The sequence below is a fragment of the Sphingomonas sp. GC_Shp_5 genome (assembly GCF_026540855.1).
GTDB lineage: Bacteria > Pseudomonadota > Alphaproteobacteria > Sphingomonadales > Sphingomonadaceae > Sphingomonas.
Map to the genome: position 1 here is coordinate 39,712 of NZ_JALNUP010000026.1, position 14,598 is coordinate 54,309.

Annotated in this window: 21 protein-coding genes and 2 pseudogenes; 14 read left to right on the top strand and 9 right to left on the bottom strand. The window is 61.6% G+C overall.

What is annotated here, in order from left to right:
- The first annotated feature begins 9 nt into the window (after positions 1 to 9).
- The 5 genes from OXR60_RS16975 to OXR60_RS16995 all read left to right on the top strand — a co-directional run bounded on the left by OXR60_RS16975 (position 10) and on the right by OXR60_RS16995 (position 3,464).
- Positions 10 to 270 carry a hypothetical protein gene (locus tag OXR60_RS16975; RefSeq protein ID WP_267397139.1) on the top strand — a complete coding sequence of 87 codons (261 nt, stop codon included), beginning with the start codon at positions 10 to 12 and terminating at the stop codon, positions 268 to 270.
- Between the two features lie 181 nt (positions 271 to 451).
- Complete coding sequence (locus OXR60_RS16980; protein ID WP_267397140.1) at positions 452 to 1,420, top strand: hypothetical protein; 969 nt, start codon at positions 452 to 454, stop codon at positions 1,418 to 1,420.
- 30 nt (positions 1,421 to 1,450) lie between these two features.
- Positions 1,451 to 2,071, top strand: a complete 621-nt coding sequence (locus tag OXR60_RS16985) for a hypothetical protein (protein ID WP_267397141.1) — start codon at positions 1,451 to 1,453, stop codon at positions 2,069 to 2,071.
- A 314-nt stretch (positions 2,072 to 2,385) separates the two neighbouring features.
- The gene (locus OXR60_RS16990; RefSeq protein WP_267397142.1) at positions 2,386 to 3,072 is read left to right on the top strand and encodes a DUF433 domain-containing protein; all 687 of its coding nucleotides are present in this window, start codon (positions 2,386 to 2,388) and stop codon (positions 3,070 to 3,072) included.
- Positions 3,069 to 3,464, top strand: coding sequence for a hypothetical protein (locus tag OXR60_RS16995; RefSeq protein WP_267397143.1), 396 nt, complete (start codon positions 3,069 to 3,071; stop codon positions 3,462 to 3,464). Before OXR60_RS16990 ends, OXR60_RS16995 begins: the two co-directional genes overlap by 4 nt.
- Positions 3,465 to 3,761: 297 nt before the next feature.
- On the opposite strand, the pseudogene OXR60_RS17000 reads toward OXR60_RS16995, so the two are convergent.
- Positions 3,762 to 4,232, bottom strand: a pseudogene (locus tag OXR60_RS17000) (IS630 family transposase); the annotation flags it as partial.
- 906 nt (positions 4,233 to 5,138) lie between these two features.
- Here OXR60_RS17000 and OXR60_RS17005 point away from each other — a divergent pair.
- Entirely contained in the window at positions 5,139 to 5,516 is a 378-nt protein-coding gene (locus OXR60_RS17005; RefSeq protein WP_267397144.1) for a hypothetical protein, read from the top strand.
- Between the two features lie 19 nt (positions 5,517 to 5,535).
- Here the strand turns inward: OXR60_RS17005 and OXR60_RS17010 are convergent, their stop codons facing one another.
- Both OXR60_RS17010 and OXR60_RS17015 read right to left on the bottom strand, forming a co-directional pair.
- Positions 5,536 to 5,946, bottom strand: coding sequence for a hypothetical protein (locus tag OXR60_RS17010; RefSeq protein WP_267397146.1), 411 nt, complete (start codon positions 5,944 to 5,946; stop codon positions 5,536 to 5,538).
- 81 nt (positions 5,947 to 6,027) lie between these two features.
- The gene (locus OXR60_RS17015) at positions 6,028 to 6,393 is read right to left on the bottom strand and encodes a DUF4440 domain-containing protein (RefSeq protein WP_267397147.1); all 366 of its coding nucleotides are present in this window, start codon (positions 6,391 to 6,393) and stop codon (positions 6,028 to 6,030) included.
- Positions 6,394 to 6,439: 46 nt separating this feature from the next.
- Between OXR60_RS17015 and OXR60_RS17020 the strand changes: the two genes are divergently transcribed.
- The gene (locus OXR60_RS17020) at positions 6,440 to 7,021 is read left to right on the top strand and encodes a hypothetical protein (RefSeq protein ID WP_267397162.1); all 582 of its coding nucleotides are present in this window, start codon (positions 6,440 to 6,442) and stop codon (positions 7,019 to 7,021) included.
- A 650-nt stretch (positions 7,022 to 7,671) separates the two neighbouring features.
- On the opposite strand, the gene OXR60_RS17025 is transcribed toward OXR60_RS17020, so the two are convergent.
- Positions 7,672 to 7,932 carry a hypothetical protein gene (locus OXR60_RS17025; protein WP_267397148.1) on the bottom strand — a complete coding sequence of 87 codons (261 nt, stop codon included), beginning with the start codon at positions 7,930 to 7,932 and terminating at the stop codon, positions 7,672 to 7,674.
- 60 nt (positions 7,933 to 7,992) lie between these two features.
- On the opposite strand from OXR60_RS17025, the pseudogene OXR60_RS17030 reads away from it, so the two are divergent.
- The 5 genes and pseudogenes from OXR60_RS17030 (at position 7,993) to OXR60_RS17050 (ending at position 10,629) form a co-directional block, all read left to right on the top strand.
- Positions 7,993 to 8,894 (top strand): annotated as a pseudogene (locus OXR60_RS17030) (IS3 family transposase).
- Positions 8,895 to 9,126: 232 nt separating this feature from the next.
- Positions 9,127 to 9,324 carry a hypothetical protein gene (locus OXR60_RS17035; protein WP_267397149.1) on the top strand — a complete coding sequence of 66 codons (198 nt, stop codon included), beginning with the start codon at positions 9,127 to 9,129 and terminating at the stop codon, positions 9,322 to 9,324.
- A gap of 25 nt (positions 9,325 to 9,349) precedes the next feature.
- Positions 9,350 to 9,556 (top strand): hypothetical protein, encoded by a 207-nt coding sequence (locus tag OXR60_RS17040; protein WP_267397150.1) that lies wholly within the window; start codon positions 9,350 to 9,352, stop codon positions 9,554 to 9,556.
- 499 nt (positions 9,557 to 10,055) lie between these two features.
- Positions 10,056 to 10,325, top strand: coding sequence for a hypothetical protein (locus OXR60_RS17045; RefSeq protein WP_267397151.1), 270 nt, complete (start codon positions 10,056 to 10,058; stop codon positions 10,323 to 10,325).
- A 109-nt stretch (positions 10,326 to 10,434) separates the two neighbouring features.
- A complete protein-coding gene (locus OXR60_RS17050) occupies positions 10,435 to 10,629 on the top strand; it encodes a hypothetical protein (protein ID WP_267397152.1) in 195 nt (64 codons plus the stop codon).
- Positions 10,630 to 11,379: 750 nt separating this feature from the next.
- Here OXR60_RS17050 and OXR60_RS17055 read toward each other — a convergent pair.
- The 3 genes from OXR60_RS17055 to OXR60_RS17065 all read right to left on the bottom strand — a co-directional run bounded on the left by OXR60_RS17055 (position 11,380) and on the right by OXR60_RS17065 (position 12,544).
- Positions 11,380 to 11,634, bottom strand: a complete 255-nt coding sequence (locus OXR60_RS17055) for a hypothetical protein (protein WP_267397153.1) — start codon at positions 11,632 to 11,634, stop codon at positions 11,380 to 11,382.
- A 376-nt stretch (positions 11,635 to 12,010) separates the two neighbouring features.
- The gene (locus OXR60_RS17060) at positions 12,011 to 12,286 is read right to left on the bottom strand and encodes a hypothetical protein (RefSeq protein ID WP_267397154.1); all 276 of its coding nucleotides are present in this window, start codon (positions 12,284 to 12,286) and stop codon (positions 12,011 to 12,013) included.
- 96 nt (positions 12,287 to 12,382) lie between these two features.
- Positions 12,383 to 12,544, bottom strand: a complete 162-nt coding sequence (locus tag OXR60_RS17065; protein ID WP_267397155.1) for a hypothetical protein — start codon at positions 12,542 to 12,544, stop codon at positions 12,383 to 12,385.
- On the opposite strand from OXR60_RS17065, the gene OXR60_RS17070 reads away from it, so the two are divergent.
- Positions 12,543 to 12,713, top strand: coding sequence for a hypothetical protein (locus tag OXR60_RS17070; protein ID WP_267397156.1), 171 nt, complete (start codon positions 12,543 to 12,545; stop codon positions 12,711 to 12,713). The two genes, OXR60_RS17065 and OXR60_RS17070, sit on opposite strands and share 2 nt — an antisense overlap.
- A gap of 120 nt (positions 12,714 to 12,833) precedes the next feature.
- Complete coding sequence (locus OXR60_RS17075; RefSeq protein WP_267397157.1) at positions 12,834 to 13,214, top strand: STAS/SEC14 domain-containing protein; 381 nt, start codon at positions 12,834 to 12,836, stop codon at positions 13,212 to 13,214.
- 310 nt (positions 13,215 to 13,524) lie between these two features.
- Here the strand turns inward: OXR60_RS17075 and OXR60_RS17080 are convergent, their stop codons facing one another.
- Entirely contained in the window at positions 13,525 to 14,217 is a 693-nt protein-coding gene (locus tag OXR60_RS17080; RefSeq protein WP_267397158.1) for an AI-2E family transporter, read from the bottom strand.
- 184 nt (positions 14,218 to 14,401) lie between these two features.
- Positions 14,402 to 14,598 (bottom strand): hypothetical protein (locus tag OXR60_RS17085; protein ID WP_267397159.1); only part of this gene is annotated, 197 nt, incomplete at its 5' end.

Sequence of the window (14,598 nt, forward strand, 5' to 3'; positions counted from 1 at the left end):
CCTGTGAGCATGGATGAGCTGCGCGACCGCATCGACGTCCTGGTTCATGATGCCATCGTCCGGTATCTGGCTCTCTCATTGGTTGTACCTTCGCAGCCAACAGCCAAGAGAGTGCCTTTCACGCAAGCCGATGTTGCCCGGGCGGTGAAGGGCGCGAGGGCTAGAAGACTGAAGATCGGGTGGGCGGAGATCGAGACAGGCGGTCGGATCGTCGTCTATAAAGCTGGCACGGCGGCCAAGCGAGATACCAGCTGGGATGATCTTAGCTGAAAGACGCGGGCCCGACGCTGGCAATCGCCGGCCTCACGTAAGCACAACCTGCTCGGGTTTTATCATTTCCGTTACAGCTTCGGTTGTATAGGCTCGCCCCGCCGCGCTGGGCGAAGGCCAGCACTCTTGCTGGACTTGCCGGCGAAAAAGCGGAATCCTTCCGTCATCTATCGGGGGTGGCATGCAGAACCAGAAAACGCGACAGGTTGTCTTCTTCGATCTAAACCTCGCCACGTCTCCGCCCGGCAAGCTACCTGCAATGGGGGACTTGGCTCGTTTTCTGAAAGAGCGCGTGGACGCGGATCTCTGCGTCCGGCTTATCGAGGCGGAACGCTACCTGATCGGTATAACGCGAGCCCGCATCGTGAAAAAGGCCAATGGTGCCGAGGCGCTGGCCTTGCTGTTTGTCTTCGTAGATCCCGACGCAGCGGATCCCGCGAATATGCACCTTCACACTCGCGAGGTTCGCCGCTTTGCCAAGCAGGCCGGCGAAGGTCGCGCTATCTCCGCGCACGTCCTAGTTGACCTCGAGCCACGTGTTTACGGCGGGGCCATCTTCCGGGTGTTGCTGGAGAACGCGGACCGCCTCGGTAAAACTCGCGTGCGCGCCGAACTGCAGCGAGAGATGCGCGAGGTTTTCAGGGACAAGGAGATCACCGTCGAGAACATCGATGGCGACGATGTGGCGGCAGCGCCGAAGATCGACATGAGCGCCGTCGCCGGCGACCGCCTGCGTCAGGGCATCACACAGGGAACGCTGAAGGAACTGAAGCTCATCGACGCAAAGGCGATTGAGCGAGGCTTCGATGCGCCGGAGCCGGTCAAGGTCCAGAGACGAGAGATGTCCTTGAAGGTGCAGATCCCACCCGGGCAACGGCTGGAGGATGTGCTGGAAGCGATCAAGCCTTGGGCGCGGGCCAACGACTTTGAGGAGATGTACGTGCGCTGGGTGCCGGCGATTGAGGAGGGACCTATGGGACCGCGGCCCCCGCAGGAAGCCGAGCGAGCCAAGATCAACTTGGCGCAGGAGGACATTGGCGAGACGCTCTACGCTAGGAAGGAGTTCGTCCAGCTCGCCGAACCGCTGAGCGATCTGTGCGACGATCTCAGCAATGAACTAGTGGATGCGATGAAGGGTTTGTTGAGCTAGGATGCGCGACCTGGCGCAGATCGGACCCGCGTGATGATGCTGCTTAAGCCCTTTCGCTATCTGGCGATCCGACACCGCTCGAAGTTGACCATTGATGTGGTGGCTCCGATCGCCTTGGGCGGTGGTCTGACGGCGCTCATCTGGTGGTCGCACCCCGCCGGCACCTTCACCAAGGACGGATATGTCGGGAGCCTTCAGAACCTGCTCACGGTCTTGGGTGGCTTCTTCGTTGCCGCGCTAACCCTCATCACCACAGCAACCCTTCCTATGCTGAAGGAGCCAGTGGGCGGGCGCGAGCCGCCACATCTGAAAGGCGAAGGCGCCCCGCTTAGCCGCAAGCGCTTCCTGGCGTACATGTTTGGCTATCTCTCGACCTCGTCCTTTTGTCTGGTCGCGATCTCGGTGGTGGCGATCGTAGTTGCCCCGGGCCTTTCAAAGCACCTCGCTACCGACGTCAGGCCCGTCGTGAAGTGGCTGTTCGTCGGGACATACAACCTGTGGGTAAGTCATGTCTTCATCACCACCTTGCTGGGCATGTTCTACTTTACCGAACGGCTCCAGATGTCCGATGGCCGTGCCAAGATCGGCAAGCCGGATGCGGCGCCGTCTTCTACGGATGGGGTACGAGTAGAGTTGCGCTCAGCCACTTGATGCAGCCAGCCGCCGATGGAACGATCTTCGCTCCATTTTTGGGAGATGATGCGACAGAGCACGATCGGACGCGATGCAAGCCGGTGTCATTCGGTTTGGCCATGAGCCGCAAGGGATCATGCTGTTACAATCCCTCATGCCGAATAGGTTGAATGAGCGGCCAAATCGCCAGCCGAGGACGTCTTGATCGTGAGCGCTCGCCCCTTCCTCCAGTGCGAGCGGCACCAAATGTCCGGAATGCGCTCGGCTAGTCGGCGTCCGCAGCTTAGAATGTAGCTGTAATCCGGTAAGACAATGCGGTTATAGCATCCGCCATGAACGAGGCAGCCTTCGGCGTCGGCATCTACACCGCCCCTGAGGCGGCACGGATGGTCGGCATGCGCGCCGCCACGCTCCGGCGCTGGCTGCTCGGCTATGACCATCACGCTAAGCACGAGGATCCGCTGTGGCGCCCGCAGTACGCCTCGATCGAGGACGACGGCGTGCTGCTGGGCTTCCGCGACTTGGTGGAGGCGCGCATCGTAAATGCGCTACGTGCGAAGAAGATCGGGCTGCCGACCATCCGCGTTTGCATGGAACGGGCCCGCGACATCGTGGGCCAGGATCGGCCGTTTTCGACGTCGCAGTTCAAGACTGACGGTAAAACGATCTTCCTGAAAATCACGCGTGGCTTGGACGAACCGCAGCTGATTGATCTGCGCCGCAGCCAAGGCGTCTTCAACCGGGTTGTAGCACCCAGCTTGGCCGACCTCGACTTCGGCCCTGACGGCGCCGAGCGCTGGTGGCTGTTGCACGGCAAAAAGACGATCGTAGCGGACCCTGATCGCGCGTTCGGTCAACCGATCGTTGCCGAACACGGCATGACGACGGCGCGCGTTGCCGAAGCCGTCCAGGCCGAAGGATCGATCGCCAAGGTCGCTACGCTCTACGAGCTGAAGCCCCGCCTGATACGCGATGCTCTCGCCTATGAGCAGATGCTGGAAATGCGCAAAGCCGCGTGAAGCTGCTGATCGACAACAATCTGCCACCGCGTCTCGGTCGAGGCCTTGGGGCATTGTTCGACGGTATGCACGAGGTGCTGCACATCAGGGACAAGTTCGGCACCGGCGGCCTACCAGACGAGGCTTGGATCGAGGCATTGGGCCGTGAAGGTGGCTGGTGCGTCCTGTCTGGGGATCGCCGAATCGCATCGAAGAAGCCGTCTCGCGACCTGTTCTTGCGTTCCAATCTCGTCGGCTTCTTCCCACTGCCAGCAGTGATGGGCCTGCCCCTAACAAGCCAAGCCGCGCGTATACTGGCGCTCTGGCCGGTATTAGAAACGACGTCACAGACGATGGACCGTGGGTGCTTTGAGGTTGGAGTTAAAGGCACTCGACTACGGCCGATCAGCTAAGGAATGATCAGCCCGCTGCCACATGTATTGTCGTATAAATCCAGGATCCGCCGAACGCGCCAGCTGGTGATCGGCGCCGCCATGTAGCTCCGGTGCACCGATCACCCCCTGCAAACTCACTCCAGCCGTTTGACGCCGATGCGAAAACAATCGGGCGGGATCGTGCGTTCTGTTCGTACACCATCCTGATCCATTGAGCTTGGGTCTGTCGGAGCCTAATCCTCGACCCGGAAGGTCCGTTCTCGTGATCTCAGCGCCAGAAGACGCCTGTCGTTTAACCACTAGAGCGGTTTCCCATCAGTCTGCATCGTAGCCCGCGTTGACGAAGTAGTTGGCGCATTCCTGTGGCGAGTAGAGATCGAGGATGCGCCCGATGGCGTCCCACAGGCCGTGGATGGTTCGCTCGGCCGCTTTGCGCAGGTGCGCCTTCAGCTTCGAGAATGCCTGTTCGATCGGGTTGAAGTCGGGGCTGTAGGGCGGGAGGAAGAGCAGCTTGGCACCTGCCGCTTCGATGGCCTCGCGAGCGGCGGGAGCCTTGTGGCTCGACAGATTGTCCATGATGACGATGTCGCCGGGTGACAGGTCGGGCACGAGCACCTGGCGGACATAGGCGACGAAGGCATCGCGGTTGATTGGGCCGTCGAGCACCATCGGCGCGACCATACCGGTGCGGCGCAGGCCGGCGACGAAGGTGGTGGTCTTCCAGTGTCCATGCGGCACGTCGGAGCGCAGGCGCTCGCCGCGTCGGCAACGACCATCCATATTGCTTCTGTCCTGACAGGCCGCGTAGTCAGTGCTCGGCCGCGAAGCTAAGCGTATGATCTTGTCTTTCGCTGGGTGCGGCCGCGTTCCCATCCAGGAAGCAGCGCCCGTGCGGCGGCTGGGAGGCTCGCTAATCCATTTCCGATGGGCCAGCAGATGGCCCCAGGACATGCGCCGCGAGGGCAGATGCTGATCTCATTCACAACCGCGGATGATATGGCTTCAACGCCAGCTGCGCCGTCTGCTTCGATCAAGCTCGACTTTAACGTCACCCGACCGAACATTGTGCATACCGGCCGTCCGCAATGCCGCACACGACGCTGAAGGCGGATTCCGGTGGTCGAAAGGTGAAAGCGAGACGCTGATCGTCCTCCCACATTTCCAGCGCAAGGCGGTCCCCGATGCCGACTGCCTGAGCCTGCCGATGCATGAACCGGATCGCGACCCGCGCAGGATTGTACACGAAGCATCCGCGCTCAAAACGGGCAGGTCGGGACAGGTGGGGGGCATGTGGACGGCTTAGCGGGATGGTCACTACGTCCCAACGTGCAGCGTAACCTTGAATGCCTGCGCGCCAGTTCACCGGGTATACTCACGTGCGCGGCGCTCGACATCGTCGAGGCGTCCATTGTTGCTGAACATGCCCGGACAAGCGAAGCTAGGAAGGCGGCCATCGTTTCCCGCCTGGGTGACATAGGCGCGGGCGGCCTCCTAGCGGTCCAGTGCCTCCCGCAGCGTCGCGATCGCGTCGGCGATCGGCAACTGCCGTGCGATGCGCGGGCGCCATATCCCCGGCGGCATCGATCGAACGTTCGGAGCGGATAGTCGCTACGACTTCGTCCTGAATCCTGAGCGCCTGCGCATAAGAGTGCTGATCGAGCTTGTGCGGCGCAGCAAACTCGAGGAATCATCGTGAAGCATTTGGTTGAGATCCGGTTCGAGCGGCGAGCTTCTGAGCGTCAGGAAATCGATGTTTCGACGGCGGCCAAGGTCGAAGGTCAGCCGGTAGTGGCAGTGCTGATCGATGAGGTTTCCACAACCGGCTTCAGCATGGTCGCGGCAGTACCAGTTGAGATCGGCGAAGCGGCGAGAGTGTCATTGCCAAGCATTGGCGAGCGGACAGTCAGCATTGTTCGCGGTCGAGGTATGAGGTTGGCCTGCGCCTTCGACGAGCCGATCGCGCCTGAAGAACTAAAGGCGGTTATTGCCTCAGGTGACGAGCGTCGTGCTCTGCAGGAGCACCGCGCCGCCATTGGATGGCGACCTGAGGGGTGGGGACTGGCAGCCTAGGCAGCCTGCCTACGCGCGTTTAGCGGCAGTCACCCATCCCATACTGCCGCCAGTACCGGTCCCACCGCACGGCTGCGCCCCCCGCGACGGCGGCGCAAGACAATGAACGTCCATCCGGCAAAGTGCATCGCGCAACCACCCGCTTGTAGCTCTTGCCCATGGCTTGGCAGCTCAACGTCCGGTTGAGCACCAACTGCTCAACGATCTGCTGACTGCGCGCTGCCGCCTGGTCGTCGCAGGTATAGTTCACCCGCCGCACATCAGGTCGCCGGCATGGCTCGGCGCTGGTGAAGTCCGGCGCCTGGATGCCAGCCACGCGCACCTTGATGCCGTTGGAGCACCATAGCGGGCCGTCACCGTCGTAGACGAGGGTGACAGTGCAGGAGAAGACGGTGGTCGGGGTGGCTGCGACCACATCGGCAATTATCATCGGGCGACCGTGGACCGGCCAGCATCGGTAGGAAAGGTGGGATGCGGCAGGCGATTGATCTGCCCGTCGCAGTCGCCAACGTTAAGCTTCTACCGTCTTCGGGAGCGTGGGCGTTTGCTGATGCTGAACAACTCGCCACACCTCGTGCTCGAGCCGACGGATCACCGAGGTGCAGTGCGCCTCATAAGCTTCGTCGCCGCGCTGGGCATGCACCTTGTAGGCGATTGCGATCAGTCCCTCCTGGGTACGGGATACCTGGCGCTCGCTTAACTCGGCGCTGCCCCACACCGGGGTATCAGCCACTGCGTCAATCGCCGCTTCCCCCGTGAACACGAACGGCGGCTTGGGCAGCACCATCACCACCTCTTGATCCACCTTCTCGCTGTAGTTCTCCGCACCCTCGGTCCACAGGCTCTGCTCAAAGCTCCACAGGCGGGTATCGTCCATCGCATCTCTCCTCGTGCCTGCCTGTCCAAGCGGCTGCCGGCGATGGATGTTCCAGGAAGAGCAGCCAGTCACCCAAGGCCACCAGTGGCTCAACGGCCTCGCGAATGGTTCACCCTTCGTTCTACTTGGCGATGCGCCGCTGATGGTGCCTCGACATGGATGGAGTTTGAGCATGGAGCATGATCTCCGGCTGCGTGCGGCTGCGCGCGCGATCTACGACGCCTGCTATCCGGCCGAAGAGTGGGCGCCGTGCACATTCGACGAGGCTGAGCGGTTCGGGACGGTGCACTACCGCCAAGCCATCGGCGCCGCCCACCAGGCAGCGCGGGTGCTCACCACTAAGGAGCGGCTGCTTCTCGTCGCGGCGCTTTTACATACCGTAAGGGCGAGCGAGCGGTCGCAGTGCGGCTGGACACGTGGTCTGCCGATCACCCTGTGTCTGACGTCATCGCTTCGAGCACGCCCTGGTTCGACGCTTGGCTGCGGCAGAAGGCGACATCAATCGCGCTGTTGTCGAAACGCACGGGGATCACTGGAGCGGCTGATGACCATTGCGGCTGGCGACCGTCTGTTGCGGGCGGAGCTAGATGCGCTTGCTCGGCATGGAGCATCAGCGCTGGAGATCTGATCGCGTCGATCGGCGGCAGCACCATCGTGGTCGACTGAAGGTGGCACCCGGGGACGAGCTGACCCACGTCGGCCAGAAGCTGCGTACTCTGCAGCACTGCGCCTTGCATCGGCGTACCATCAAGCTGACATGCACGGCCTGCGAGCGTGAGCGCCGGTTCGATGCGGTGGCGCTGGTGGATGTACGAGTGCAAGGGCTGGGATGATCGTCTGCCGGGTGCGTTTCGGCGGCTGTACTGCGAGGGCTGCCAGGCCGCCGGCCGCGTCGTGCGCCCGCGGGCTGAGATCACCCGCGAGCAGCGTGACTAGAAGCAGCCGCCGGACCCAGACCAGCGGACTTGGCGTAAGATGGTGTCGAGGTATCGGTCGTAGCTGGCGAGTTAAGCAGCGCGCAGAGTGCAGCGCTCGTCAAGAAACATACGGGCCGTGTCGTACAGGTTTGCTGCCTCAATCAGCCGAGCGGCACGCCCCCTGAGCCCACGCGCCTCGTTGCTAGGCGAACAGTGGTTGGCGCGGTGCAGGCAGATGAGCGCCTCGTTCCGCAGTTCATCAACATCCATGTTGCTGTAATGCTTGCAGAAACGCGCCGGTTCCCCGCAATCGGGGTTAACCACCCGCTAGGTATAAATGCACAAGCCTTACTGCGCGGTTCTACCTCGGCAGGTTGCGACGGAGCCATGGATCCAAGTTCTGCGCTTCGAAATCAAGCTGACGCAGCATCGCGGCTCGGAGCCCGGCCGAGTCACGCCGGTAGCCCTCCCAGTCGGCCTCGATGGCTCGCAGGGTCCACTTGCCGATGTGCGCGCCCGACTTGAGGCGAGCTTCCCGCGTCGATGCCACCACCATGTCTAAAGCCTTGAGGTCGACCGAGCCAGCGGCCTTAGCCTCTGCCAGCCTCTCCTCCAGCAGCATAGCTCGACTGGACTTGCTTCAGAAAAGTGGAGAGTTTTCCTGAGGTGAAAGGCGAACTCGATGACGAAGCAACGACGGTTTACGAAGGAATTCGAGGACGAGGCGGTTCGGCTGGCGGCGACCAGCGGGCGCACGCAGCGTGAGGTTGCGGAAGATCTGGGGGTCGGCCTGTCGACGCTGGTGCGGTGGATCGGGCGCCGGCGTGATCGGCTGATGGAGATGCCTGGCGAAGCGCCGCAGGCAGATATGGCTGCCGAGCTGAAGCGCCTTCGGCGGGAGAACGAGATCCTTCGGCAGGAACGCGACATACTGAAACGGGCGACCGCTTTTTTCGCCCGGGAGGGAAGTCGATGAGGTTCGAGCTCGTCGATCAGGCGAAGAAGAGATTTCCCCGTACATCGTCTCTGCCAAGTGCTCGGTGTCAGCCAGAGCGGCTATTTTGCCTGGAAGGACCGGCCAGCCAGTCGGCGACAACGCGATGACATGGTGATGCTGGCGCACGTCCGTTCGGCGTTCGCATTATCGAACGGCACATACGGCAGTCCCCGCATGACGCGGGAGTTGCAGGATGATGGCTTCGCCATCGGGCGACGTCGCACGGCGCGACTGATGCGCGAGAACGGCCTGCGCGGTCGGCAGAAGCGTCGATTCAAACGGACAACCGACAGCGAGCATAGCTGGCCGATCGCGCCGAACATCATCGACCAGGATTTTACAGCGACGACGCCCAACCAGAAATGGGGCGTGGACATCTCGTATGTCTGGACGCGGGAGGGATGGCTCTATCTGGCCGTGGTCATCGACCTGTTCTCCCGCCGCGTAATCGGCTGGGCCGTTATACCCGGAACCAGGCCGCGCAGGCCATTGCCCGCTATATCGACGGCTTCTACAACCCCGTCCGGCGCCACTCCGCGCTCGACTACATCAGCCCCGCGCAGTTCGAACGAACCGCGTCACGCTGAGCAAACGCCTCTCCACTTACGCGGGGCAAGTCCATAGAGCGCCGGCCTTTCACGTCACGTGTTCGGTAGCGCCTCGCCAGGAAATTTGACCACCGCGGCGGGGCGCTTTCCACCACCAACATTTCGCCATATGCCTTTGGAGCGAAACGCGTTAGGGCTGTCCTCACAAACTGAGGTGAACGATAGCGGGCCGAAACAACAAGCGTTCCAGGTCGTAGACAGGTGCCTGTTCATGCTAATCCTGCTGGTCGGCGCATTATCTGCTTGGCTCGCGATACGAGGCTTGCACGAGGAGCCACATGGCGCGGCGGCGGATAGCGATGCGCTGCAAGGTCAAGCTGCGCGCGCCACCCACGCCAACCTTATCGGACAACCCACTAGCCAGATGATGAACAGCTCGGGAAGCGGTGCATTGAACATCCATGGATGACCGTCACATTACAGGAAGGGCTCTCGTGGCCATCGTTCGCGCCACCGCCGAGAGGCACAACATCGCCTGGAGCGCCTTGGTGCCCAGCCGCGATGTTGTGGACTGGTCAGCGGAAGCGCACGAGGAAGCTGCTTTTGTTGAAATGGCCGAGGCCAAGCACGCTCTCCGCCAACATCTGTGCGAAACCTATGGTATCAGCGCCGAGGAATTCGCTTACCTCGCTCTCGGTTGATAGAGGCAGCGCCAAGCTGGTTTGTCTTCGCTACGCCGGAGCGCTCTCAGCCCTCATCAGCGCCTTATGCCCAAGTGGGGCGCAGTCAGGGAACTGAACAGCAACTGAGCGCTTCTCATCGGTCAGCAAGCGTGAGTACCAGCATTGAAGCCTAACCCCCAACATGCCGCTGCACGTGAGCCTCCATTCAAAATGTTCTACTTGTGCGTGCTGGGAGCAGGAGGCGCTAGCCGCCGGGTCCATGTGCTGAACATCTCTAAGTCAGGCGCGCTGATCCACGGAGGTGGGGTGAACGCATCCGGGGTCCGGGTTACCCTGACATGTGGCCCATTGCGCCGCGCAGGACGAAGCGTTTGGGCCAGTGGCGATCGCATCGGCGTGCTCTTCAATCTGCCCCTCGAAAAGGCACAGCTTGATGCAGCGCTCGAGCCGAGTCTCTCTCGGCGGGAGGCGCGTTCCGCTTGTTTCGAACCTAATCGTCCTGCCGGGTTACGCCGCAATGGGTGAGATCGAGAGGCTGGTTCCGTCCAGCGTTGTTGAACAATGGGTGTACCATCTTCGGCGTCAGCGAGCGCGAGCGCGTGATGCACTGTGGCTGCTAGATCAGGGGTTCACAGTTCATGATGGTCGCAAGGGAGTGCCGACGGCGGACGCCAGTGCGCGTTGGCGGACGGAACAGAAAGCCGTCATTAACGAGGTCAACGCTCTCCTCGAGCTTTACGACAGCATCAACTTTCACCGCCCTGCCGATGAACCGGTCGATGCGTAACCCTCGGCCGCTGCGGCTTCGCCTGCGATTGATGACACTCTCGTCAGTTGACCGGGATTACGCCTGCGGGCAGCTTTGCTTGCCCGATTAACGGGGGCGAGGAGAGATCATGCATAAGGTGCTCTTCGCGGTGGCTTCCCTGGCTCTGTTTGCCGGCGCAACGCCAACGCTGGCAGCCCCCTGCAAGGATGCAAAGGGTCGGTTCACCAAGTGCGCGCCAAAGGCACCTGCCAAGCCTGTGCGGTGCAAGGCGGCCAACGGCAAGTTCGCCAAGTGCGGCACACCAGGCGCCAAACCGATCTGATGGAGGCCCCCGTCCGTATGTTGATCGGGCGGGATAGCCCCGGACGTCCAGAATGACTTCGGCCGTACGAGCAATTTCGCCCGGATAACGGTTAAGGTCAATGCTGTAGTTCTACGAGGTTTTTGGCTGAAGAGACGCCCCGCCGTCCGTAGTGACTCAGAAGCGGCGGAGCGCCGGGCCTACATGAGGGATGTAAGACCCACCTTCCTCAACCATCGCCGGCGGCTGAATGTCCTTTCTGGCTGGAGGGGCTGCAAGATAGCCGCCGCCGGCCCACGGCGGATCGTATGCTCGGTTAGTGCGCCGTCTCTGCAGGAGTGGTACCGGAGCCAAACGGAGAACGGCAGGACTCATCTGGATCAATCGCTCGCGCTCCTTCGCAAAGCCCTGAGCATACAGGACGCACATGGTAGCCCGATCGTCGCTGCGCACATCTCCTACGCGATCGATCTGCTGGAGGGGCATGGGTCCGACGAGGTGGTTAAGCTGAGAGAATCGCCTCTGTCGCATTGAGGCGATCACCCAGTCCACGTGTTCAAGTGCCTTGTCGATCTCGCCTGCGGCAGGCAGTTCGCAGCCAGTCAGCAATAGCTGCAGCGCCTCGGCCAGAACAGTCCGTAGCTCGCAAAGGCGATCAAGACCTCGTCCATAGCCGCAAGTACGCTTTTGCCAGAGCGAGAGATGCAACCTGTCAGAAGTATACTTTATAGTCGCATAGCCGCCTAACGCCCGCGGCTGACACGTGTAAGATTAGCCGTGTTCCAGAATGCTTGCTGCCAGGCTACTTTCTTCCGAGACTGGAACCCTAACCTTCGCGCTTGGGTAACCCAGCAGCTTGCGAATGCCGGAGCGCTCCTGGGTCAAGTGGTCCCGGATTGACTCGGCCATTGCTGACGCTGCCACGCGATAGGTGCTCCATTGAGCGAGAGGACGAGCCGGTCCAGCCGCCCTGGTATAGTCGCGGTACGCTTCGCCTGCCTCGATGCATGCGAGCTTGAGGCGCATTGCCTCCGCTCCTTTCAGCCCCCCCACCTGCAATCACAGGCCCAAAAACATCTCTGTGTTTGAACAGCGCATATTCCATCAGCAGGCGGGAAAGCTCCATCCGTCGCGTCATCATTTCCGCAGCGACTTCCGGAGTGACAGCTGCCTTCTCGAGGAGCGGAGTGGCCCAACGTAGAATGCTGCTGATCCGCTGCTGATGGTAGTCTAATTGCCTGACGAGCGAGGACTTTTCCATGGCTCTTCGAGTAAGCGAGCTTAGTTACCGCTTTGTGCAGCGAGACTACCGTAGTCGCGGCAGCCAGGCTGTCAGCGGCACTTGATCCAACTGATGGCTCCTAGCTCAGCGGGTCCAAAAGCGGGCTTGATCGGCAGAGCTCTACTCAGGAGAGGACGTGCCGAACCCGACGGTGGAGACGTAGAGCTGTTCAACACACTGCTCAGCGGCCCATGCTAAGCCCACAGCTTCCGCTTCTTCGTAGGTGTCGTAGGTCGTCATCTGCACCAGCGACACGGACTCCACCTCATCCCCATCTCCGCAGTTGATCAAAGCAGATCCCTGCAACTCGTACCGGCCGTCATCCTGGCGCTCGATGCTGATGCAATCGACTTCGTCGGGGGCTCGCTCGCCTTCAGGCAGCTTCAGAATTTCCATGGTCTCTCTCCTTATGTTGGCCGCCAAACGAGGCCGGGCGAGGTAACGCTTGCGGCTACAGCTTCGCTCGTCAGCAAATCATCTTGGGGCTACGGTTTACGTTAGTGACGACTTCCTAACTGGCGCATCTTGCCCCTGAGTGCTTTCCTGCCCCTTGTCGAGCGTGTCACTTCGGCGGCGCGCGTCACCATCATCCTGATCCTCGGTGGACAGGTTCGGCTTGTCGGTCTGGGTGGTCGGGTTCTTGGGATCGGTCATGGCGATTCTCCTCCAGCCGCAACAGTCGCGATGCGAAGCTGTTCCGCCGTGGATCAACTTGGATATGCCTGCGACTTGCCGCTTGGCGGCGCTGCGCTCGGCAAGAGACTGGTTCCATGATTATCAGGCTTTCGTCGGCATCTTCCTCATGCCGAACCGAAGCGCCTGAAAGCCTTCTGTTAGGGCTTGAGCTGTAGTCGCTGAGCCGTCGAGGATGGCAGCGCTTGATCGTTCAGGGCCGATCAAGGCCCAAAGCTGCTTCGGGAGCACAGACGATCAGGAGCACGTAATGTACCGTATTGCCGTAGATAGACGCCGTGGGCTGGTCGAGGTCACGCTTGGAGGCCTGCTGAGCGTGGAAGAGACGACCACGTACATCAACGATCTGCGTCGCGCCTTTGTCGTGAACAAGCTCCGCGCGCCCTATAGCATGGTGGTCGACGTCAGCGCTTGTAACATCCAGGCTCAGGACATGATCAAGGCCATGGGCGAGCACATGGTGAGCATGCCCAAGGCCACAGCTATAGCGATCGTGACAGGCAGTTCACTGGCACGCATGCAGATCCGCAGGCTCTTCACACAACCATACGCGCGGATTGTCTCAACACAGGAAGAGGCTCATGCCTGGATCCATAGCGGGGTGGAGCCCCTGGAACAGGCGGTCTGCTGACGTCGAGAGCGGCATCGGCCTGTTGCTGACGCAAGCTCAAGCGGGCGGGCAACCATCATGTAAGATTTTGCGACGGCGGCTGTGATGCGTGATAGCGTCGGCACATGGACCCCGAGACGCTAAGGGTAGCCGCCCGCCTCGCGAGGATGAGAGCGCGTTTGCCGGGACCTATTGGCCAAGCTGACGGCCCGGAGCAAATCGCCGTCAGGCGCGCGTTGGACGCCCTAGCCGCGGATCTGGAGGTCACGGCGTGGCACATCGAGACTCGCAGCGATGGCGATGGCCACGGCTGAGTCCTCGTTAGTTCGGCTCATCGTTTAAGCGCCATCGCGCCTCCCAGCAGGGCATCGTCCGCAACCCATTCACGCCAGATAAGCACTAGCGCCGCCATCGCAGCTGGGCCGACGAACAGGCCGAGCAAGCCGATGGTTTCTACGCCACCGATGATCCCGATAAGGACCCAGACGAATGGAAGCTTGGTGGCGCCGCCGATCAGCGCAGGCTTGGCCGTGTGATCCACCATGAACGACATGGTGCCGCCAATGACACCCACGATGATCGCCGCAAAGATCGAGCCCTTGATCACCAAAAAGCCGAGCGCGATCACCATGATCGCCATCAATCCGAACGGTACCATGGCGCCGACGCCGGACAAAAGCCCGAGCAGGATCGGGTGCGGTACGCCGGCGAAGGCATAGAGTGTGGCCATGAACACGCCTTGGGCGAGGCCGAGGAGAACGACTCCGTCAACGGTGCCACGCACCGACAGCGTGATCTGGCGGCCGATCCGCTGCCCGGCCTCTCCGAACGCGCGATCAATGGCTCGAGTGAGTTGCGCTCCAATCGCATCGTGGTCGCGGATCATGAAGAAGAGCATGAGAACCGTGAAGGCGAACACCACGGCGCGTTCGACGATGTTGTGCCCGATAGACTTCGACTTTTCGATGATGGTGCCCATGTCGAAGTGAGCAATCTGCTCAGCGGCTCCCTGAGGCGTCGCCAAGTGGTTCGTCCGCCAAGCGGTAAGCTGGGTTGACCCCACAGGGAGGTTGGCCACCCATGCGGCGACCGGCACGCCGTGCGCACGGGCACCGTTGATCCAGGCGGTAATGCATCGACTTCGGCGATCGCCCGAGTCACCGCGATCACTAGCGGCACGACCACAATCAGGATCACCGCTAACGTGATCAGCCCAGCGACAGGCGTGTCACTGCCGGGCCAGCGGCGCAGTAGACGCAGCCGCAGCGGCTCGACGGCAATGCCGACGACAGCAGCCCACAGGATGGCAGGAACGAACGCTGCGCCGATCCATAGGGCGGAGAGAGCCACGGCTGCAGCGAGAGCAACTCGAGCGCGTACCTGGGCGGGCGTGGTTGTGGCTGGC